The organism is Rhodanobacter sp. K2T2 (assembly GCF_013408815.1).
Taxonomy (GTDB): Bacteria; Pseudomonadota; Gammaproteobacteria; order Xanthomonadales; family Rhodanobacteraceae; genus Rhodanobacter.
The window spans coordinates 17,636-36,790 of record NZ_JACCCA010000007.1 but is presented as its reverse complement, the minus strand read 5'-3'; the positions used below and the strand labels follow the sequence as shown (position 1 = coordinate 36,790).

General features: G+C 61.2%; 17 protein-coding genes. 6 read left to right on the top strand and 11 right to left on the bottom strand.

The window, feature by feature from the left end; all coding sequences use genetic code 11:
* Positions 1–352: 352 nt before the first annotated feature.
* Genes HDE78_RS12320 through HDE78_RS12310 form a run of 3 tightly spaced genes read left to right on the top strand, consistent with a single transcriptional unit; the run spans position 353 to position 3,458 of the window.
* Complete coding sequence (locus HDE78_RS12320; RefSeq protein WP_304624653.1) at positions 353–1,687, top strand: circularly permuted type 2 ATP-grasp protein; 1,335 nt, start codon at positions 353–355, stop codon at positions 1,685–1,687.
* On the top strand, positions 1,687–2,628 hold the full coding sequence (locus tag HDE78_RS12315) for an alpha-E domain-containing protein (RefSeq protein ID WP_179479871.1): 942 nt from the start codon (positions 1,687–1,689) through the stop codon (positions 2,626–2,628). Before HDE78_RS12320 ends, HDE78_RS12315 begins: the two co-directional genes overlap by 1 nt.
* Before the next feature lie 2 nt (positions 2,629–2,630).
* Positions 2,631–3,458: a transglutaminase family protein gene (locus tag HDE78_RS12310; protein WP_179479869.1), complete on the top strand. Its 828-nt coding sequence runs from the start codon at positions 2,631–2,633 to the stop codon at positions 3,456–3,458.
* Positions 3,459–3,482: 24 nt separating this feature from the next.
* Here HDE78_RS12310 and HDE78_RS12305 read toward each other — a convergent pair whose 3' ends face one another.
* The 5 genes from HDE78_RS12305 to arsH all read right to left on the bottom strand — a co-directional run bounded on the left by HDE78_RS12305 (position 3,483) and on the right by arsH (position 7,045).
* Positions 3,483–3,746: a DksA/TraR family C4-type zinc finger protein gene (locus HDE78_RS12305; protein ID WP_179479867.1), complete on the bottom strand. Its 264-nt coding sequence runs from the start codon at positions 3,744–3,746 to the stop codon at positions 3,483–3,485.
* Positions 3,747–3,898: 152 nt separating this feature from the next.
* The gene (locus tag HDE78_RS12300; protein WP_179479865.1) at positions 3,899–5,173 is read right to left on the bottom strand and encodes an MFS transporter; all 1,275 of its coding nucleotides are present in this window, start codon (positions 5,171–5,173) and stop codon (positions 3,899–3,901) included.
* A gap of 88 nt (positions 5,174–5,261) precedes the next feature.
* Positions 5,262–5,771 (bottom strand): DUF4232 domain-containing protein, encoded by a 510-nt coding sequence (locus HDE78_RS12295; protein WP_179479863.1) that lies wholly within the window; start codon positions 5,769–5,771, stop codon positions 5,262–5,264.
* Between the two features lie 104 nt (positions 5,772–5,875).
* On the bottom strand, positions 5,876–6,280 hold the full coding sequence (gene arsC / locus HDE78_RS12290) for an arsenate reductase (glutaredoxin) (protein WP_179480344.1): 405 nt from the start codon (positions 6,278–6,280) through the stop codon (positions 5,876–5,878).
* Positions 6,281–6,289: 9 nt separating this feature from the next.
* Positions 6,290–7,045: an arsenical resistance protein ArsH gene (gene arsH, locus HDE78_RS12285; RefSeq protein ID WP_179479861.1), complete on the bottom strand. Its 756-nt coding sequence runs from the start codon at positions 7,043–7,045 to the stop codon at positions 6,290–6,292.
* Positions 7,046–7,160: 115 nt separating this feature from the next.
* Here arsH and HDE78_RS12280 point away from each other — a divergent pair, with 115 nt between their 5' ends.
* Complete coding sequence (locus tag HDE78_RS12280) at positions 7,161–7,538, top strand: metalloregulator ArsR/SmtB family transcription factor (protein ID WP_179480342.1); 378 nt, start codon at positions 7,161–7,163, stop codon at positions 7,536–7,538.
* A 133-nt stretch (positions 7,539–7,671) separates the two neighbouring features.
* Here the strand turns inward: HDE78_RS12280 and HDE78_RS12275 are convergent, their stop codons facing one another.
* From HDE78_RS12275 to HDE78_RS12255, 5 genes are all read right to left on the bottom strand, one after another.
* Positions 7,672–9,573 carry a potassium transporter Kup gene (locus HDE78_RS12275; protein ID WP_179479851.1) on the bottom strand — a complete coding sequence of 634 codons (1,902 nt, stop codon included), beginning with the start codon at positions 9,571–9,573 and terminating at the stop codon, positions 7,672–7,674.
* A 53-nt stretch (positions 9,574–9,626) separates the two neighbouring features.
* Entirely contained in the window at positions 9,627–11,054 is a 1,428-nt protein-coding gene (locus HDE78_RS12270; protein ID WP_179479843.1) for a UdgX family uracil-DNA binding protein, read from the bottom strand.
* The gene (locus HDE78_RS12265) at positions 11,054–12,271 is read right to left on the bottom strand and encodes a putative DNA modification/repair radical SAM protein (RefSeq protein ID WP_179479841.1); all 1,218 of its coding nucleotides are present in this window, start codon (positions 12,269–12,271) and stop codon (positions 11,054–11,056) included. The genes HDE78_RS12270 and HDE78_RS12265 overlap by 1 nt, the downstream gene beginning before the upstream one ends.
* Before the next feature lie 95 nt (positions 12,272–12,366).
* Positions 12,367–12,852, bottom strand: coding sequence for a DUF3455 domain-containing protein (locus HDE78_RS12260; RefSeq protein ID WP_179479839.1), 486 nt, complete (start codon positions 12,850–12,852; stop codon positions 12,367–12,369).
* A 195-nt stretch (positions 12,853–13,047) separates the two neighbouring features.
* Complete coding sequence (locus HDE78_RS12255; RefSeq protein WP_179479837.1) at positions 13,048–14,781, bottom strand: S53 family peptidase; 1,734 nt, start codon at positions 14,779–14,781, stop codon at positions 13,048–13,050.
* Between the two features lie 378 nt (positions 14,782–15,159).
* Here HDE78_RS12255 and HDE78_RS12250 point away from each other — a divergent pair, with 378 nt between their 5' ends.
* Positions 15,160–15,528: a hypothetical protein gene (locus HDE78_RS12250; RefSeq protein WP_179479835.1), complete on the top strand. Its 369-nt coding sequence runs from the start codon at positions 15,160–15,162 to the stop codon at positions 15,526–15,528.
* A 265-nt stretch (positions 15,529–15,793) separates the two neighbouring features.
* On the opposite strand, the gene HDE78_RS12245 is transcribed toward HDE78_RS12250, so the two are convergent.
* Positions 15,794–16,339: a 2'-5' RNA ligase family protein gene (locus HDE78_RS12245; protein WP_255457779.1), complete on the bottom strand. Its 546-nt coding sequence runs from the start codon at positions 16,337–16,339 to the stop codon at positions 15,794–15,796.
* 983 nt (positions 16,340–17,322) lie between these two features.
* Between HDE78_RS12245 and HDE78_RS12240 the strand changes: the two genes are divergently transcribed.
* On the top strand, positions 17,323–19,041 hold the full coding sequence (locus HDE78_RS12240; RefSeq protein ID WP_179479833.1) for a S53 family peptidase: 1,719 nt from the start codon (positions 17,323–17,325) through the stop codon (positions 19,039–19,041).
* Positions 19,042–19,155: the final 114 nt, after the last annotated feature.

Here is a 19,155-nt window from a genome sequence, read left to right as displayed (position 1 = left end):
AGCCGATCGCACGCGTTTTAGCCGACAAGCGCCCATGCTTTCGCCATGTCGGCAGCGCGACTGCACGGAAATTGCACGCCCGCCCTGCGATCTTGCCGGATCATTCCAGGCCGTTGTCGAGCCGTCGACAACGTCACGACGAAACATTTAGACATCGATCGGTCACCCGCGGTAATGTCGAGTGGTCGACGCCGAATTCAGCATCTACCGTTTTCCACTACGGCGAACCATCGCTGCCGTGGCTGCCCAACCAGGAGTTTTGATGGCCGACGCAACCCCTGTATTCGACGAGATGGGCTGGCCGGAGAACGTTCGCGCGCCGTATGCGCTGATCGATTCCTGGCTGAAATCGATGCCCGCCGAGCAGCTGGCGCTCAAGCGCCGCGAGGCGGAGGTGCTGTTTCGCCGTATCGGCATCACCTTTGCGGTGTACACCGAGGGCGGGGACCCGGAGCGGCTGATCCCGTTCGACTTCATTCCGCGCGTGATGGCACAGGCGGAATGGCTGCGTTTGCGCCAGGGTCTGGAGCAGCGCGCCAAGGCCTTGAACGCGTTTATCCACGACGTGTACCACGACCGCGACATCGTGCGCGCAGGCCGCATTCCGGAAAAGCTGATCCTGCACAACAGCGAGTTCCGGCCGGAAATGGCCGGGCTCGATCTGCCGGGCCAGATGTATTCGCATATCGCCGGCATCGACATGGTGCGTACCGGCCCCGACGACTATTACGTGCTGGAAGACAACTGCCGCACGCCCTCGGGCGTCTCCTACATGGTAGAGAACCGCGAGGTGATGCAGCGGCTGTTTCCGGACCTGTTCCGGCGCAACCGCGTGGCCCCGGTGGCGCACTATCCCGACGAGCTGCTCGCCACACTGCGTTCGCTGGCGCCGCCAAACTGTCCCGGCGAGCCGACGGTGGTACTGCTGACCCCCGGCATCCACAACAGCGCCTACTACGAGCACGCGTTTCTGGCCGACGAGATGGGCATCGACCTGGTCGAAGGCGCCGATCTGGTCGTCGACAAGGACATCTGCTACCAACGCACGACGGCCGGCCTGTCGCGCGTCGACGTGATTTACCGGCGGATCGACGACGACTACCTCGATCCGCTGATCTTCAAACCGAACTCGATGCTCGGCGTGCCTGGGCTGCATTTTGCCAACCGCGCGGGCAACCTCACGCTGACCAACGCCATCGGTGCCGGCATCGCCGACGACAAGGCGGTATACATCCACGTGCCGGAGATGATCCGCTTCTATCTCGGCGAAGAGCCACTGTTGCGCAACGTGCCCACCCACGACTGCAGCAAGCCGGACGAATTGCGCTACGTGCTGGAGCATCTCGACGAACTGGTGGTCAAGGCGGTCCACGGCTCCGGCGGCTACGGCATGCTGGTCGGACCGCACGCCAGCCGCACCGAGCTGGACGATTTCCGCGCCTTGCTGAAAACGCGTCCGAACGACTACATCGCACAGCCCACGCTGGCGCTGTCGACGGTGCCGACCTTCGTCGACGCCGGCATCGCGCCGCGCCATGTCGATCTGCGGCCGTTCGTGCTGTGTGGCGCCGATCGCATTCGTGTGGTGCCCGGCGGCCTCACCCGCGTGGCATTGAAAGAGGGCTCGCTCGTGGTGAACTCCTCACAGGGCGGTGGCACCAAAGACACCTGGGTACTGGAAAGCTGATGCTGGCACGCACCGCAGAAAACCTGTTCTGGCTCTCGCGTTACATGGAACGCGCCGACTATGTCGCCCGCCTGCTGCAGGTGGCCGGCCAGATGAACGCCGTTCGCGTGGACAGCGAACGCAATAGCGAGTGGGAGTCCGCGATCGTCGCCGCCGGCGGCAGCGAGAGCTACTACGCACGCCACGAGACCGCCGACGAACCGTCGGTCATCCAGTTTCTCGCCTTCGACGCCGACAACCCCTCCTCCATCGTCAACTGCATCGAGGTCGCGCGCCGCAATGCGCGCGCCGTGCGTACCGCGCTGACGGCCGATATGTGGGAGGCGGTCAACACCACCTGGCAGGAGCTTTCCACCTACCGCAACACGCCGATGACCGAGGACCTGCTGTCCGAATTCCTCGAATGGGTGAAGTCGCGCGTCGGACTGTTTCACGGCGTGTGCTCCAACGCGATGCTGCGCCGCGACGGCTTTCATTTCGTGCGCGTCGGCCAGTATCTCGAACGCGCCGACAACACCGCGCGCCTGCTCGACGTGAAGTATCACGTGAAGCTTCCCTCGGTAAACGACGTCGGCGGTGTGGTCGATTATTACCAATGGCTGGCGATTCTGCGCGTGGTCGGCGCGCGCCGCGCCTACCGCGTGATGTTCAAGGGCCAGGTGGAGCCGGCGCACGTGGCCGAACTGCTGATCATGCGCGGCGAGTTTCCGCGTTCGCTGGCGTTTTGCTACAACCAGATCACCCAGCACCTGGACCTGATCGAGGATCAGGATCCGCAGCGCGCCGCCGAAGCCAAGCGGCAGGCGCACGCGATCTACACCAATCTTCGTTACGGCCGAATCGACTACATCATCAACAACGGCCTGCACGAATATCTCACCGACCTGATCGTTCGCACCGAAACACTGGGCGCACAGATCTCCGAAGGACATCTTTTTTAACCATGCAGCTGACCATCGTTCACGACACCGTTTACCGCTACGGTCAGGCTGCCAGCATGATCATCCAGGCGCTGCGCATGTGGCCTGCGCCGAGCGCCGGCCAGACGATCGGCAGCTGGCAGGTGGACGTCGACGGCCGGCGGCTGCATCCCACTTGTAGCGACGGTTTCGGCAACCCCGTCGCCACCCACACCGTCGACCGCAGCGTGGAAACCCTGCGCCTGTCGGTGCGCGGCTCGGTCAACACGCGCGATATGCATGGGGTGCATGGCGATCGGAAAGAGCTGCTGCCGCCGATGTTCTATCTGTCGTCGACGCCGCTGACGGAAAGCAACGCGGAAATCGATGAGCTGGCGAAATCATCCGCCGGCGACGGCAAGGATCTGGAGCGGCTGCATCGGTTGACCAACGGCGTGCGCGATCGCATCGACTACCTGCCCTACCAGACCGACGCGGAAACCACGGCGGTGGAGGCGTTCGCCGCGCAGGCCGGCGTGTGCCAGGACCATGCCCACGTGCTGATCGCCGCGGCCCGTTCGCTGGGCTTTCCCGCCCGATACGTCAGCGGCTACCTCTGTCCTGTCGAGGGCACCGCAGCGGCCAGTCACGCCTGGGCGGAGATCTTCGTCGCCGATCTGGGTTGGCTGGGCTTCGATGCGGCCAATCGCCAGTCGCCGGACGAGCGCTACGTGCGCATCGCCTGCGGGCGCGACTATCGCGATGCCGCGCCGGTGCGCGGCGTGCGTCTGGGCGGCATCGCCGAGTCGCTTGAAGTGGAAGTATCCATCGCCGAATCCGGGCAGTCGCAATCCCAATCGCAGTCCTGGTAATTCTGACCACAGACTATTGGCAGTTCAGCGCAGCTGGCTGTCCTTGCTGCCGCGCCGGTTGTAGATGCCGGCCGCCTGCTCCTCATCATGCGTTTCCTGGCAGGTCACGCATAGGCGCACACCGGGCACGGCCTTGCGGCGTGCCTCGGGAATGGCCGCGTCGCATTCCTCGCAATGAGTCAAGCCCGGACCCTGCCGCAGCTGGCGGCGCGCCCGCGTCACCGCATCGTTGACGGTGGCATCGATCTGATCCTGTACGGCGCCGTCGCCGGCCCAACCGGTTGCCATAAGAGTCTCCTGTCCAGCCGATGCCTGGAGAGCCTGATCGCTCCGGCATGAAGTCTACGTCTGGAAACATGGGGACTATCCCGACCATTTCCACCGGCCGCCACACTCCCATTCAGACCTATGAGCGTCGCAGACCCACCGCATGCACCGCATCAATCCGCTGACTCGGGTGTCGCCAGCAGAGCCAGCAGCGTCAGCACTGCCGCTGCCGCAAGGTAATAACCCACATAGGCAAGACCGTAGCTCCTGGCCAGCGAGGTAGCGATATACGGCGCCAACGATGCGCCGAAGATCCCTGCCATATTGAACGCCAGCGATGCGCCCGTGTAGCGCACGGCAGTGGGAAACATTTGCGCCAGGATCGTGCCCAGCGGTCCGTAGGTCAGACCCATCACACCCAGCCCCAGCGCCAGAAACAACAGCACGCTGCCGCTGCTTCCCGCGGCGAACAGTGGTGCAAAGCCGATGCCGAACACGATGATCAGCAGCGTGGAAAGAATCATGGTGAAGCGGCTGCCGCGGCGATCGGCCAGCATCGCCGACAACGGAATGGTCGCGCCGAAGAAAAGCACGCCGACCATCTGCAGTATCAGGAACTGCTCGCGCGAATAGCCCAGCTTGGTGGTCGCCCAGCTCAGCGCAAACACTGTCATCAGATAGAACAGCACAAACGTCGCCAGCGCGGCGAAGGTGCCCGCCAGCAGAGGCCTCGGGTATTTGGTGATCACCGTGAGCATCGGCAGCTTGACGCGCTCGTGGTGCGCCATGGCCTTGGCAAAGGCGGGTGTCTCTTGCAGCTTCAGCCGCATCCACAGGCCGATCAGCACCAACACCGCGCTGGCCAGAAACGGCACGCGCCAGCCCCATGCGAAAAAGGCCTGGTCGCCGATGCCCTGCGTCAGCCATAGAAACAGCCCGCTGGAAAAGAAAAAGCCGATCGGCGCACCCAGCTGCGGAAACATGCCGTACCACGCGCGCTTGCCCGGTGGCGCGTTTTCGATCGCCAGCAGCACCGCACCGCCCCACTCGCCGCCCAGACCCAGCCCCTGGCCGAAACGGCACAGCGCCAGCAGCAGCGGCGCCACCACGCCGATACTCGCGTACGTCGGCAAGAGGCCAATGGCTACCGTGGAAATACCCATCGTCAGGAGCGCAGCCACCAGCGTCGCCTTGCGCCCGACCCGATCGCCGAAATGCCCGAATACGGCCGAACCGATCGGCCGTGCAAAAAATGCCAGCGCAAACGTGGCAAACGACTGCAGCGCCGCCGAGGCCGGATCGGCGGATGGAAAAAACAGCTTGGGAAAAACCAGCACCGCGGCCGTGGCGTAGATATAGAAATCGAAAAACTCAATCGTCGTACCGATCAGGCTGGCAAACAGGATGCGACTGGGCGAATTGGCGGGCGCGGTAGGTGCTTGGCTCATTCCAGGATGTTCCGACAGTGCAGGCTGTTCGATTCTGCCAGAGCAGGCACGACGGCGCTGGATACTTTTTTATCGCCACCGACGCCTGCTAGAGATGTGCATCGGTTTTTAGCCACGTTTGAGTAAACGTCGCCGGCGTATTCGCGGCGGAACAAAACTGGCCGGAAAACGCTTGCTTGTAGGTATCGGTTCCGATCTGCACGATCGCTGTCGCCGTGGTGACGCAATGGTGGCCGTCGTAGACATCGCCCGATACCCAGCGAAGTTCCGCCGTCGCTTCGGCGCCTGGCGCTATGCCTACCGGAAGGATGACAGGCCCCGGATGCATGCCCTTAGGCACCTGTCGCACGATCGACAACGCTCGATGCGCAGCATCTTCGAAGCGCAGTTCTGGCAGCGCCGGCACGCGACAGGCATCCACTCCGATGTTTCGCACGACCATCAGCGTACCGGCGTGCGACATGCCGGAAAAATGGCCGTTCTCGCCATCGAACGTGATGGATACCTGCGATGTGCCGCAAGCCGGCAACACGCGGGTTGACAACGGCGGCAGTGACGACGAGGCAGCCAATGCTGCAATAGCCAATGAAACGATCAAGTCGGCCTCCTCGAGGATAGGGTGAGCACCGATGCTCACCATCGCACGGTGAATCCGGAATGACTGCCGCCCCCGCCACAGCACTGCATGTGAGTCTCCAGAATCTATCTGCGCGGTTTCACCACCTCGCCGTCTTCCTTGACGAAAGGCTCGGCGAAGGGGGGCAGGACATCCATCACGCGTTCGGACGGCCGGCACAGCCGCGTGCCCAGCGACGTCACCACGAAGGGCCGATTGATCAGGATGGGATGCGCGATCATCGCATCCAGCAACGCATCATCGCTTGTGCCTGCCGCATCCAGGCCCAGTTCGGCGCAGAGCTTTTCTTTTTCGCGCAGGGCCGCGCGCGGCGTCAGCCCGGCATCGTCGATCAACTGCTTCAACCGCGTCCGGCCCGGCGGGTTTTTCAAATAGTCCACGATGGTCGGCTCGATGCCGACATGCCGGATCAAGGCCAGCACGTTGCGCGAGGTGCCGCATGCAGGGTTGTGATAGATAGTGGCGGTCATCTCGGACATCTATTCGTCTGCGTTGGCTGGAATTTGAGCGGAAGAAACAACGCCTGCGGCCAGCGACAGCGCGCGTGCTTCGACTGAACCTTTGCGCTCGCTGTAACGGTCGACCAGGTAATCGCTGCGATCGCGAATCATCAGGGTGAACTTGAACAGCTCTTCCATCACGTCCACCATGCGATCGTAATACGGCGAGGGCCTCATGCGGCCCGCGTCATCGAACTCCTCCCAAGCCTTGGGCACCGACGACTGGTTCGGAATAGTGACCATGCGCATCCAGCGCCCAAGCAAGCGCCCAAGCAAGCGCAGCGCATTGACGACGTTGAACGACTGCGAGCCGCCGCACACCTGCATCACCGCCAGCGTGCGTCCCTGCGTCGGGCGGACGCTGCCCTCTTCCAGAGGCAGCCAGTCGATCTGGTTTTTGAACACGCCGGTCACCGCACCGTGCCGCTCCGGACTCACCCACACTTGTCCTTCCGACCACAGCGACAGTTCACGCAGTTCGCGCACTTTCGGATGACTGGCCGGCACACTGTCCAGCATCGGAAGATCGAGCGGATCGAACACGCGTGTTTCCGCACCGAACTGGCGCAGGATGCGCTCCGCCTCCAGCGCAAGCTTGCGACTGAACGACTGCGGCCGCAGCGACCCGTAAAGAATCAGTATCCGCGGTGGATGGTCGGCAGCGTGGGATAAGCCGAGTTTGCCGCTATCTGGAGTATCCAGCGTATCGGCTGAAATATTGGGCAGATCGTTCATCGGTGTTTCCATCGTTCGTAAGCCAGCGTGGTCACCGGTGACATCGCCACGGTTGCCTCGATCAAACGATTCTATCATTATGGAAATGTCGAAAAAGAGACACACAGCCATCGCCATGCAGAGCAAACAGGCGGTCACCATTCTTTCCGCATTGGCGCAATCGTCGCGTCTGGCGGTCTATCGCCTGCTGATCGAACACGCACCCGATGGCCTGGCGGCCAGTGCCATCGCGCAGAAGCTGGGTTTGGCCAATGCCACGCTGTCCTTCCATCTGAAGGAGCTTTCCCACGCAGGCCTGGTGGCGAGCCGGCAGGAAGGTCGATTTATCTATTACTCCCCCGTGATCGCGGCGATGAACGATCTGATCGGCTACCTCACCGACCACTGCTGCAGTCAGTCCGCCCGTGGCTGCGCCACAGGCAAGGCCGGGTGCAAGCCGGCGACGGCGACCAAGCCGCGCTCGGCAGCCGCATCGAAACGCCGCAGCGCATAAGCTCGCCGCGTTATGGATTTCGTAGGTTGGGCCGAGCGCAGCGATGCCCAACATGTTTCACGGTGTCTACGTCGGGCTTCGCTGCGCTCAGCCCAACCTGCGCAAACAAATGCCCTACCGGATAACCGACGCCTCAGACATCGACGCGCGTACCGATCTCCACCATGCGGTTGTCGGGCAAGTGAAAATGCGTGGTCGCCGCCAGCGCATTGCGCGCCATCAAGGCAAACAGATGCGCGCGCCACAGCGACATGCCATGCAGCCGTGAAGGCACGATGTTTTCGCGGCTGGCAAAATAGGTCAGCCTGTTCGGATCGACCGGCTCACCGTCGATTTCCATGGCGCTCAGCGCTTGCGGCACATCGGTATCTTCGGCAAAACCGAAGCGCAGATTGACCTGGTGGAAGCCATCGCCGAGCTCGATATGATGCAGGCGATTCGTCGTCGAGACGAAAGGCGCGTTGACGAACTCCAGCGTCAGTACGATGTTGGTGTGATGAAGCACGCGGTTGTGCTTGAGGTTGTGCAGCAAAGCTACCGGCACACCGCTGCTGCGTGCAGTGAGAAACACCGCGCTGCCCTCGACACGATGCGGCGGATGCGCGGCGATGCCGGTGACGAAGCTTTTAAGCTCCAGTCCGTCGCGGCTCAGGTGACTGATCAGAATCTGCCGACCGCGGTGCCAGCTCGACATCAGCACATACATCATCACACCGAGCAGCAGCGGGAACCAGCCGCCCGATGCGATCTTCAGAATGTTGGCGCCGAAAAATGCCACGTCGATGGTGATAAGCACGATACCCAGCGGCACCAGCGCCACATAACGCCACTGCCACCCAAAGCGCGCGTACAGCAGCGCGAGAATGGTCGTGACCAGCATCGTGCCGCTCACCGCAATGCCGTAAGCCGAGGCCAGCGCATCGGACGAGCGAAAGATCAGCACCGCAGCCATGACCAGTATCAGCAGCAGCAGGTTGATGCCCGGCAAATACACCTGTCCTTCCACATGGTGCGACGTGTGCTGCACCCGCATGCGCGGCAGGTAACCCAGCAGCATCGCCTGGCGCGCCATCGAAAACGCACCGGCGATCACCGCCTGCGACGCGATCACCGTCGCCAGCGCCGCCAGCACGATCATCGGGTACAACAGCGCATGTGGCACCATGCGATAAAACGGCATCTCCCCAGCGGCAGCGTTACCCAGCAGGTAAGCGCCCTGGCCGAAATAGCTCAGCAGCAGGCACGGGAGCACCAGCGCAAACCACGCCACGCGAATGGAGCCGGCGCCGAAGTGCCCCATATCGGCGTACAGCGCTTCGGCACCGGTCAGTACCAGAATCACCGCGCCCAGCGTTTCAAATCCGCGGAAACCGTTGGTGCCGAAATAATGCAATGCATACATCGGATCGATGGCCCACAGCACCTCCGGCCGATCGAGCAGGCGATAAACGCCCAGTATCGCAATGACCACCAGCCACAGCGCCATCACCGGCCCGAAGATCTTGCCCACATGTGCGGAGCCCATGCGCTGCAATAAAAAAAGACCGAACAGAATCACAATGCTGATCGGCAATACCCAGGCCTTCAGTGCAGGCGCCGCCAGTTGCAAACCCTCCACCGCCGAAAGCACCGACACCGCCGGCGTAATCACGCTATCGCCGAAGAACAGCGCAGCGCCGATCAACCCCAGCGAAAGCGCCACGGCCAGCAAACCGCGCGGAATCTTGTCGCGGCAGACTTCGCGGGTCAGCGCCATCAGCGACATGATGCCGCCCTCGCCGTTGTTGTTCGCCCGCATGATGAACGCCACGTACTTGCACGACACCACGATGATCAGCGCCCAGAACACCAGCGACAGCAGACCCAACACATTGTCGCGATTGGCCTGCACACCATGGGAATCAAATGCTGCCTGCAGCGCATACAGCGGGCTGGTGGCGATATCACCGAACACTACGCCCAGTGCGCTGGTGACAAGCGCTGCAGAGATCGACTGAACCTTCGAAGCAGGATGCGGTGGGGCTTGGCTGTTCACGGAGGCAACTTGGTGGAAATCCAGGGCGCAGCTTAAGGGATAACGTGCTGGTTTTAGATCAACGAACGCAGCATGCCCAAGTCGCGTACGAAATGCGCAATAGCCTCCCCGCGTTCTCGTTCGTCCGGCAACCGCAGGAGATAGGACGGATGCACCGTGGCGAAGGCCCCGATACCGTTATCAAGGGTAATCCACTGGCCGCGCTGCTCAAGCAGGCGAAAGTTCTTGCCGAAGATGGCCTGCGCCGCCATCGCCCCGAGGCAGACGATGGTCTTTGGCGCAACGCGCTGGATTTCGGCAAGCAACCAAGGTCGACACGCCGACTGCTCGGAGGCGTTGGCGCGCGAGTGGATGCGGCGTTTGCCGCGCGGCTCGAACTTGAAGTGCTTGACGGTATTGGTGACGTAAAGCCGGTTGCGCTCGACGCCAGCCTGCGCCAGCGCCTGATCGAACAACTGACCGGCCGGGCCGACAAAGGGGCGGCCGGCCAAATCCTCCTGATCGCCCGGCTGCTCGCCGATCACCATGATGCGCGCATTGTCGGGGCCTTCACCGAATACCGTCTGCGTCGCCGGTTCCCACAAGGGACACGCCCGGCATTGTCCGGCCTGCAGGCGCAACTCGGCGAGGCTGCCTTGCGGCAGCGCGGACGACTGTCGTGGCAACGGTGCGGGAATGTGCTTTTTCGGTTGGGTCGGCGCCCTCTGCACCATCGCATCCATGCGCGCAGAAGCGTCGCGGATGAGACCGGGGATCAGCGCGGCCTCGGGCATGTTTTTCCAGTAGCGTACCGGCATCTCGTTCTTCATCGCCTGCACTTTCAGCCGCGCCGGATTGAAGATATTCGCGAAGTACGTCAGCCATAGAGCTTCCAGCGCATCCTCGTTCGGCGCGTCGGCTTTCTGCGCGCCGGCACCGAAGCTGATGGTTTCGCCGTTCCAGTGGGCGCTGCGCGTCGGTGTGAGTATCGACCAGTGCATGCCGGCAAAACGCCGCACAAAGAACGGCGCCACCCGTGGAAGGATGTCATGTGATGGCTCGAACCACGCAATGAAGACGGAGCCTTGCGGCTGCGCTACTTCGCGAAAGCGCACGAAGGCTTTCATCTTATGCATGTCACGCCGCACGGCCTTGGCCGCCTGCTCGCACCAGGCCACGTCGTCATCGCTGGCGATATGCAACAGCTGGCGTTCGCCATGGGTGAGGCGCCAGAGCAAGCGATACAGAACGGCGTGGCGACGCGCGTCGGCATGCGCCAGCACTGTACTGGCAAGAGTCAGAAACTCACGCGGTACCGTCCCAGCTGGCCTGGCCTCACGCAATGGCTGATGAGCTGGCGATGATTCCGCCGGCAGCAGACCCGCCCTCTCGCCAACCTGCCATTGCACATCCGACGGCAGCACGTCTTCGGCCAGCAGCGCGCGCGCCTGACCACGCCATTCGGCCAAATCGCTGCCATCGTGCAGAACGACCAAGCGCATCAGTGACCGAACAAATCAGCCTGGCGCGGCGTGGTGTCGAGATGACGCAGCGCGCCGCTTTCGCTGTCCACGCGCGGGCGGTGATCGATCGTGGCAACGAATGGCGCGACCTTGCGTACCGGCACGCGAAGCTTGACCAGATCCTCGTAACGCAGCTTGCGGTGCACGCGCATGCCGAGCAACCGCTGCACCGTGCGCACGCCCAGACCCGGCACGCGCAGCAGCATTTCTTTCGGCGCGCGGTTCAGGTCGACCGGAAACTGTTCGCGATGGCGCAGCGCCCAGGCCATCTTCGGATCGACGTCCAGATCGAGCATGCCGCTATCGTTGGCTGGCGCGATCTCGTCGACTTGGAAGCCGTAGAAGCGCATCAGCCAGTCGGCCTGATACAGCCGATGCTCGCGCACCAGCGGCGGCGGACGCAGCGGCAAGGCCTTGGAGGCGTCGGGAATGGGACTGAAGGCCGAGTAATACACGCGCTTGAGCTTGTAGTTGGCATAAAGATTCGTGCTGCTGGTGAGCACATCACGATCGCTGGAAGCATCGGCGCCGACGATCATCTGTGTGCTCTGCCCGGCTGGCGCAAATCGTGGCGCCTTCTTTTCGGCTTTTGCCTCATCGATACCCATGCGCAGACGCCCCATCGCGCGGCGGATATCGCGCAGATCCTTTTCCGGCGCCAGCGCCTTCAGCCCACCTTCGGTCGGCATTTCGACATTGATGCTGAGGCGATCGGCCCAGCGCGCGGCGTCGGAGAGCAGTTCGGGCGACGCGTCGGGAATGGTCTTTAGATGAATGTAGCCGCCAAACCGGTGATCCACGCGCAGGCTACGCGCCACCTGCACCAGCATCTCCATGGTGTAATCGGGCGACTGGATGATGCCCGAGGAAAGGAACAAACCTTCGATGTAATTGCGCCGATAGAAGTCCATCGTCAATTGCACGACTTCTGCCACGGTAAAGCGTGCGCGCTGCACGTTGCTGGTACGTCGATTGATGCAGTAGGCGCAGTCGTAGACGCAGAAGTTGGTCAGCAGAATCTTCAGCAGCGAGATGCAGCGGCCGTCCGGCGCATACGCATGGCAAATCCCCATGCCCTCGTTCGAGCCGATGCCGCCGGTTTTCAGCGAATCGCGCTTCTGCCCGCCGCTGGACGAGCACGAAGCGTCGTACTTGGCGGCGTCCGCGAGAATGGCGAGCTTTTCGGAGAGTTTCATCAGGGCACCATAATGGCGCAGCCGATGCGGCATGAGTGTGTAGAAGCCGCAGTATCGCGACCATCTGTCGCAAGCGCTGCGACGGAGCCCGTGGTTCAGTGGCGGAAGAACAGATAAACCGCGCTGTAGGGCACACGCACTTCGGCACCAGTATGGCCAGCATCGCAGCCCCCTGCCGGCGCCACGCCGCCTTCGGTACGCGTACGCACCACGTAGTCGACGTTGGACATCAGGCCATGGCCGGTATGCGACTTCGCCTGCAGTACGATCCACGCAATCGCACCAGTGTTCGGTGACGGCGAAACATTCAGCGGATTGCCGACAACCGTACTACCGTCGATAGCCTGCCACGTGGGACCGGCGAAGTGCTTTCCGATCGGTTGGCCAAGAGCATCACTCAGGTTGGCATCGGGGGCTTTCAACGTCCATGCGTAACTGTCGCTTGCCGATTTGCAGGTATAGATCTGCACGCCCTTGCCAAACGCCTCGATGGCGGACGGCGTAGCCGCCGAGCTATGAGCATGCGCGACGCAGGCGAAGCCGGCGATTGCAACTGCGGTGCTGATTGATACCTTGCGCATCAATAGTCTCCAGAATGTCCCTGCGAAGCCTACTCGTCGATCTGACAGTATGCAGTAGCCTAATCATCGCCGTGGCTTCCATTTTTCCGCACCACGGTATTGCCATGACCACCTGCAACGGCCATATAAAAAGAGGGCCGCCCAAGGCGACCCTCTTTCTGCGTCACTTCACGTGACACCTCGCTTGCCATCGCCTCACTGCGTCAGCGCATTGATCAAGGCCGCGCCCTGCGGACTGCCCCAACCGGTGACCAGGTCGAAACCCGCCACCGCATTGAAACCGGAACCGCTGCCTTCGTCTGGCTTGTTGTTGCCGCTGGTGATGTCGTGGAACTGGCTCTTGTAGCTGGAGCCAACGCCAAGGTTGTAGATCTTGGTGTTGACGAAGCCCAGCGTCCCTTTGCCAGCCGCCACGGACTGCTGGTTGGCCAGCGCCAGCAGTCCGGCCCAGCGCGGGGCGGCGAAACTGGTGCCGCCGAAACCGGTTTCGAACGAACCGTTGCTGACCGTCGGATTGTCGTAGTTCGCTTCGGCCGCCACGTCAGGATCGTTGCGGTAGGTGCTCGACGCCTTGTTGGTGCTGGTGATGACACCGCTCAACTTCTGGTAGGTCGGCGTCGAATAACCCGCTTTGCTGTAGTAGCCACCGCTGCTGCCACTCCAGCCGGTTTCCGAACTCCAGGCACCACCGGGACCGGTCGTGGTGAGATCGGTACCGCCAACATCCAGAATGTTCGGATCGAGCGACGGTGGAAGCCAGGTGCTGGAGTTGTAGGCGCCATCGTCGCCCGTGGCGTTGAGGAAGGTCTGCCCCTGCGCAGCGAACTGCTTGTAGATCGCGTCGTCCGAGGAGCCGAAATCGCCACCGCCCCAGGAACTGGAAATCACCTTGGCGATATTGTCCGTCGCCATCTGGTTGAGGATATCGCCAGCGCTGGTGCCCTCATAGAAAAGCACCTGCTGCAAACCAGGCGCCATGCCGATGACATTGACGATGTCCAGCACCTGCTCGCCGTCGTCGCAGGTGGACGTGCCGCTGCCATCGCCTGCATCACAGACGCCGCTGTATCCGTTGACCAACACGTTCTTGACCGGCACCGAGGATTTCATGCCCGTCTTGCTGTAATAAAGCGTCACGTCGGAGGACTTGTAGCCGTCATAGGAAAAAATGGCCACGGTCTGACCGGCGCCGGTAAGCGAGCCCGAACCGTAATACGCCGCGCGCATATCGCTGGGCAGGTACTCGCCCGACGGACCGGAACCATGCGTGGCCTTGATCGCCTGCATGTGCTGCAAGTCGCTTCCATGCACGAGATGGTTCTTCGGCGGATTGACGTTAGTCAGGCCGGTGATGTCCAGCAGCGGCACCGCGAGATCCAGCGTCGGCTCGCGATCGGGTGCAAAGAAGATGCGATTTTCGGTCGGGTGCCGATAGTTGCCCAGCTGCACGTGCAACGCGCGATTGATGGTATCCACCGACCCCTGCACATCCACTATGCGACGATTCGGCGTGGTCTGGGTAACCGTGAGCCCGTTCGATGTCGCCCATGCGACGACAGCATCGTAATCTTTCTGGGTCGCACCGAAGCGCTCGGTGAATTCGGCGGACGAGAGATAGTGGTGATAATTGGGGCTTTGCGGATCGCGCAGCTGCAGCAACAGGCTGTCGAGCTCGGCTTCGTTGCGCAATGGCAGAATCAGGCCGAGCTTCATGCTCTTTGTCTGATCCATGACGCCGGAATGCGCAGCCAGACCCGACGATACGGCCGCTGGGACGTTCGCATTCAGCAGATGATTGGCGCCGACCAGCGTGTCAGTGGCCTGCGCCGCAAAACCAAGCGTCAGCGCGCTGGCGAACAGCAGCGCTGCGACCGATTTTTTGAGCACTATGTTTTTACGATTAACCGAACTGTCAGGCAGTAATTTCACAATCCATCTCTCCATGGTTTAGTGTCGGATGCGATGCCTTAGGCACCGCGCGGTCTTTCACTGCGTCCTCTGATTCATGCTGCAGCCATTTGAATCTAGATAGCGCTCATGGGGGTTGGCAATAGGACTTTTAGGAAGTCCCCAAGTAATTTCTTGCGACAAGAACCTCCATTTGGACCACGAACCGTATGCATTGCTTGGGGACACCATGAAGTTCATCGCAGTCAACAATGGCCGCTACGCGGTAACGGCCCGGCGGGCTCACTAGCAGAGAGGGGAGCGCCAGTTCCATAAGTATTGGGATCCTCGAACGCCACATCCTCCGGCTGTAGGATAGACCGCAAAAATCATCTCTATTCGGTGCTCAGGATTCAACCAATGCGGAATCATCGACAGGCAATAGCCGTTAAAAAGTACGTCGTGAGCATTGCTGCAGCGATCTCGCTAGCCGCATGCTCCAGTGCAGGCAATTTACGCAACGACGCACCTACCGCTGCCTACACAGGAACCAGTAGCGTTGGTGACGTGGCCTCGTGTGTATCGAGCGCGTGGGCGACGAAACCCTTCAAAATAGCCAATGTCCCGCTAGTCAGCGGAACCAGCCTGCAACTTCGGCAGACCGACAGCAGTCCGGTTCTTGCGCTTGTAGACATCACGCCCGTGGGAGATCACACGACGGCCAAGTACTACTCGCGGATGCCGGACGACGACACTTGGTTTTTCAAGCAGGTGAAGGAATGCATGTGAACCCTGCACTCCAGAATAGATCTCGATCACCGAAAAATTCAGCGCACGCTCCGGTCTTATCCGCCGCGTACAGCATTTAGCCAACGCAGTCCTAATTTGCCCGACAGGATCGGCGCGATCGCCATCGCGGTCATCAAGGCCTGATCGTCGTACCATCGAGGCAAGACGGCCCCTGGCGAAAAGTAGCCACTCACGATGCAGGAATGATGGCTGAGAGTGCATCCTGGCCGGATCGAGCCAAGATCATCACCCCCGTCAACTCGCCTCAGCCTGCTGAGTCGAGCGGCCAGCGTCCCATGACTTCGTGCCTGGACTGACCAAAAAAGCTGCGGATAAGCATGAATTCGCGCGCTCTCCAGCTGATCGGTGGAATCGGCTGTTCGATCGCCTCAACCCCATGGCCATAGAGCAGCGTAACGTGCGGCATATAGCTGGATACGCCTGGCACGAAAAGTCCCTGTGCGTACTGAGCCTGGGCGAGCGCCTTGCGTAAATTGAGCGCCGCTTGAGTGGTTGAAGCGTCCGCGCAAAGCACGAACGGAAAGCGGCCATCCGCGCTGGTGTTGCTGAAACGCATGGCGCTATCCAGCGTGACCTCAAACGCCTTCATTCGCACATTCTCAGCGGCGGCCAAAAGTGCGCCTTCCAGCGGCTGACGCAGGCGGTCCGGTTTGCCGATGGGCGTGAGCGTGATGTGCAGCCGGTCGATATCGACCGACGAACCGCCCAGCCGATGCGACTTCACGAGGCGCTCGCCAATACGGATCATCTCGGCCTTGGCCTGCTCATCTGGCAGCAGCGCGAAAAACATGGTGACGCCGTCCAACAGAAGGCGATTCGGGCTGAGTTTGAACGAGGCTTGCAAATCCATCGACGCACCTTCTCGCAAATACTTCATTTACGCGCCCGTACGAATCTTTCCGTTCGAGACGATCCAGTCGATACCAGCCAAGCCGCTGGCCGGCGTGGCTGACGTGTGCATCGACAGCGGAGCGAAGGCGCTTCGCGCTCTCGCCATAATGTGACGCGAAGCACACTCGTGACTATACGGAATATGTGTCGCCGGCGCAGCGGACAAAGAAATGGCCGGGCTCGCCACCAGGTTGCTGGTCGAACGCTATCGGTGAAGTTTCACCGAAGGCAAAAATTTGCCAGTGGCTCCCCATTCTTCAGTCCGCTCGTCGATAAGTGGCGGTGAGGCAGCCTGCCAAAAAACGATAAAAGCAAGTTTGCGCCCGCCAATTCGTCACGAATCGGCGGATAAATAGGCAGCTGAGACGTCAGTCACGGCCGTATTCGCGCAGCGACACACCCCTGCAACAGGCGCTGCAACGCCACTTTGCCACGATCTCTTAATCCGAAATGAACACGATCGGATTATCTATATTTTGTTCATCTCATATACAAAGTCATGAACAGTTATTTATGTTTGTCAAAAAGCAGCATTTTCTATTGGATTATTTCTTATAGACGATGATTTTCAAGATCATTATGTTTCCTCCATTCGTCACGCTAAATAAATGCATTTAGACGGCGAATATGTCGAACCTCAGCATGACCTTTGCTGATAGCACTCATTGACGAGGAGGTTCCCCGCCACGCGCTGTTGAAGCCTGTCCGGCATATCGGATTCGCTGCCCCTGCAGCCCTGTTGGGCGGCAGTCGAAAGTGACGGCGGCCCAATACAGCACTCCTCGCACTTCGCCGCAGCGTTACGCGGCACAACACGACACCAGTGGAATTTTACGCTCGCCCGAAAGGGGATCGTCCCGAACAAACATTGGAGCACGTCATATGCCGAGTCATCTCCGCACCAAATCCCTCTTTGCCGCCATCGGCCTTGCTGCTGCCTCATGCGCAGCGAGTTCGTTCGCCTACGCCGACGCGTCAGACGCATCGATCGCCAGCTCCACGCTGGTAACGGTCAAGCAGGCTACCGCGTTGCGACAAGGCGATACCGTCATTGGGCCGTTGGCCTATTCCCAGCCGATGCATGTCGTTGTGTCATTGAAGTTGCAAAATCAGGCGCAGCTCCAAAGCTATCTGAAAACACCCGGACACAAGCCGCTCACTCCTGCGCAGTTCACGGCGCTATATTCGCCTACCGCCGCACAAGCCCAAGCGGTCGCCGACTATATGACCAAGGCAGGCTTCACCAACGTCAGCATCGCGCCGAACCGTATGCTGGTCGAAGGTTATGGTCATGCGGATACCGCCCAGGCTGCCTTCAACACCACGTTTGTCCAGGTGCACACCAAAGACGGCCGCCATGCGTTTGCCAACGACAACGACGTGCGCATTCCTTCATCACTGCAGAATTCGGTGCTGGAGGTAGTCGGCCTACAGAACGTGCATGTCGCACATACCTTTGCCAAGCGCCTCAATCCGAACGCCGTGCATACCGATGCCAGCGGTACGGCGGTAGCTCACAAGCCGACCGACTTTGCCTCGATCTACGGCGCCAGCAGTCTCTCGCCGGCAACATCGATTCCTGTCGGCGTGATTACCGAAGGCAGCATGACCAACGTCGAAAACGACCTGCAGACGTTCACCTCGAACAACGGTCTACCCACCGTCAGCGTACAGGTGGTCGGCAACGGCAGCAGCGACACCAGCGGCGACGGCGAGTGGGATCTGGATACGCAGGATATTGTCGGTATTTCCGGCGGTGTCCAGAAGCTCGTGCTGTACGACGCCGCTTCGCTCAGCGACGCCGACCTGAGCACCGACTATAACGCCGTGGTTTCGGCGAACGCCGTGCCGGTCATCAACGTCTCGCTCGGCGAGTGCGAGACCGACGCCGATACCGCCACCGACGACCAGATCTTCGAACAGGCCCAGGCGCAGGGACAAACCTTCTCGGTGTCCTCCGGCGACTCCGGCGCGGATGAATGCGGCGACGGCGGCATCACGCCCAGCTATCCGGCCAGTTCGCCGTACGTGGTCGCGGTCGGAGGCACCGAGCTCTACACCACGGGCGGCACCACGTTCAGCAAGGAAACCGTGTGGAACAATCTGAGCCAGAGCGAAGGCGCTACCGGCGGCAGTCCCAGCACGATCGAGCCGATCCCGAGCTGGCAGCAGGGCGTAGGCGCCAACGGCAGCTCCAGCTATCGCGGTGTGCCGGATATTGCGTTCGACGCCAGCCCGGTAACCGGTTCCCTTGTCGTCGTCGACGGTCAAACCAACCAGCAGATCGGTGGCACCAGCCTTGCCTCGCCGCTGTTCGTCGGCTCTTGGGCGCGCATTCTGCAAGCCAACGGCAGCCTCGGCTTTGCCGCTCCGCTGCTGTACGCCGATGCGGCCGCCAACTCCGGCGATTTCCACGACGTGACGTCCGGCAACAACGACGGTGAAACGGCCGCTGCCGGCTGGGACTACACCACCGGCTTCGGCAGCCTCAACGTGGCCAGCGTTTCCGCCAATATCGGCAGCGCCAGCAGCAATGCTGCGGCAAGCCTGAACAAGCACACCTCTTCCAATAACACTGGTGGCACGACGCCCAAGCAGTAGTTTCATCCCGCGTACGGATGCGCCAGCGAAGGGACGCGCATGATGGGAAAAAAACCCGGCCAGTTTGGCCGGGTTTTTTATACGCGCGAGGTCACGCATTTGCTAACGTACCTG

Excerpts from the sequence above, each read along its gene's own strand:
- HDE78_RS12240 (WP_179479833.1), top strand. The coding sequence starts at position 17,323 with ATGCCGAGTCATCTCCGCACCAAATCCCTCTTTGCCGCCATCGGCCTT.
- HDE78_RS12265 (WP_179479841.1), bottom strand. The coding sequence starts at position 12,271 with ATGAAACTCTCCGAAAAGCTCGCCATTCTCGCGGACGCCGCCAAGTAC.
- HDE78_RS12270 (WP_179479843.1), bottom strand. The coding sequence starts at position 11,054 with ATGCGCTTGGTCGTTCTGCACGATGGCAGCGATTTGGCCGAATGGCGT.
- HDE78_RS12280 (WP_179480342.1), top strand. The coding sequence starts at position 7,161 with ATGCAGAGCAAACAGGCGGTCACCATTCTTTCCGCATTGGCGCAATCG.
- HDE78_RS12305 (WP_179479867.1), bottom strand. The coding sequence starts at position 3,746 with ATGGCAACCGGTTGGGCCGGCGACGGCGCCGTACAGGATCAGATCGAT.
- HDE78_RS12315 (WP_179479871.1), top strand. The coding sequence starts at position 1,687 with ATGCTGGCACGCACCGCAGAAAACCTGTTCTGGCTCTCGCGTTACATG.
- HDE78_RS12245 (WP_255457779.1), bottom strand. The coding sequence starts at position 16,339 with ATGTTTTTCGCGCTGCTGCCAGATGAGCAGGCCAAGGCCGAGATGATC.
- arsC (WP_179480344.1), bottom strand. The coding sequence starts at position 6,280 with ATGACCGCCACTATCTATCACAACCCTGCATGCGGCACCTCGCGCAAC.
- HDE78_RS12250 (WP_179479835.1), top strand. The coding sequence starts at position 15,160 with ATGCGGAATCATCGACAGGCAATAGCCGTTAAAAAGTACGTCGTGAGC.
- HDE78_RS12300 (WP_179479865.1), bottom strand. The coding sequence starts at position 5,173 with ATGAGCCAAGCACCTACCGCGCCCGCCAATTCGCCCAGTCGCATCCTG.
- HDE78_RS12320 (WP_304624653.1), top strand. The coding sequence starts at position 353 with ATGCCCGCCGAGCAGCTGGCGCTCAAGCGCCGCGAGGCGGAGGTGCTG.
- HDE78_RS12310 (WP_179479869.1), top strand. The coding sequence starts at position 2,631 with ATGCAGCTGACCATCGTTCACGACACCGTTTACCGCTACGGTCAGGCT.
- arsH (WP_179479861.1), bottom strand. The coding sequence starts at position 7,045 with ATGAACGATCTGCCCAATATTTCAGCCGATACGCTGGATACTCCAGAT.
- HDE78_RS12260 (WP_179479839.1), bottom strand. The coding sequence starts at position 12,852 with ATGCGCAAGGTATCAATCAGCACCGCAGTTGCAATCGCCGGCTTCGCC.